The sequence below is a fragment of the Vibrio sp. 811 genome, from assembly GCF_033339195.1.
On the sequence record NZ_JAWOUB010000412.1, the window covers coordinates 1 to 699 of the forward strand.

Sequence of the window (699 nt, forward strand, 5' to 3'; positions counted from 1 at the left end):
GGTTTTGGTGCTACTGTTGCTGGCCGCTGGTGGTTATTGGTGGATGTTTAATCAGCCAAGCCCAGATGACAAAGCGCAGCAGATCACGGGAAGCATCGAGCAAACTGCCATTCCGACACTCACTGAGCCGACTCTTTCGCCATCAGAATCTAATTTAACCTCAGTGACTGACGACTTGCCAAATGACGGCGATTTATCAGATGCGACTGACGATTCCAACTCATTGCCACCAACGGTGACAGAAGAAGTAGCAAGCGTCGGAAATGATGACACCCAGCAGCGTGTGGTGATTGAATCTGACGTGGTTGATGCTCTGTTAGAAGGTAAGCCTGAGCAAGCGAATACAGACAATATTAAAGCGTTAGTAGAAGGGGCTGAACCTCAAGCGAAAACCCAGTCAGAGACAAACTCTTCTTTGATTAAAGTGGTGAAGCCAAGCGATGCCGCATCAGAAGAGGTTGCGAAAACAGAGACTACCTCAAGTAAACCTATCGTCAAATTCTCGTTTTCACGTGAAGAGTTAAAAGCGTTATCTCCAAGAGCGTACACCTTGCAGTTGGCAGCCATGACATCAATGGAAGATGTGCAAGCTTTTCTTGATGAGCATCAGCTGAATAACAAGGTACGCATTTATCCGACGGTTCGCAGTGGAACGGAATGGTACATCGTGACTTACCAAGATTATCCGACAATTCAAAT

General features: G+C 46.6%; 1 protein-coding gene. It reads left to right on the forward strand.

Annotated features, from left to right (window positions below; translation table 11 throughout):
- Positions 1 to 699: SPOR domain-containing protein (locus tag R7Q46_RS27195; protein WP_318078266.1), on the forward strand; the 699-nt coding region annotated here is incomplete at both ends.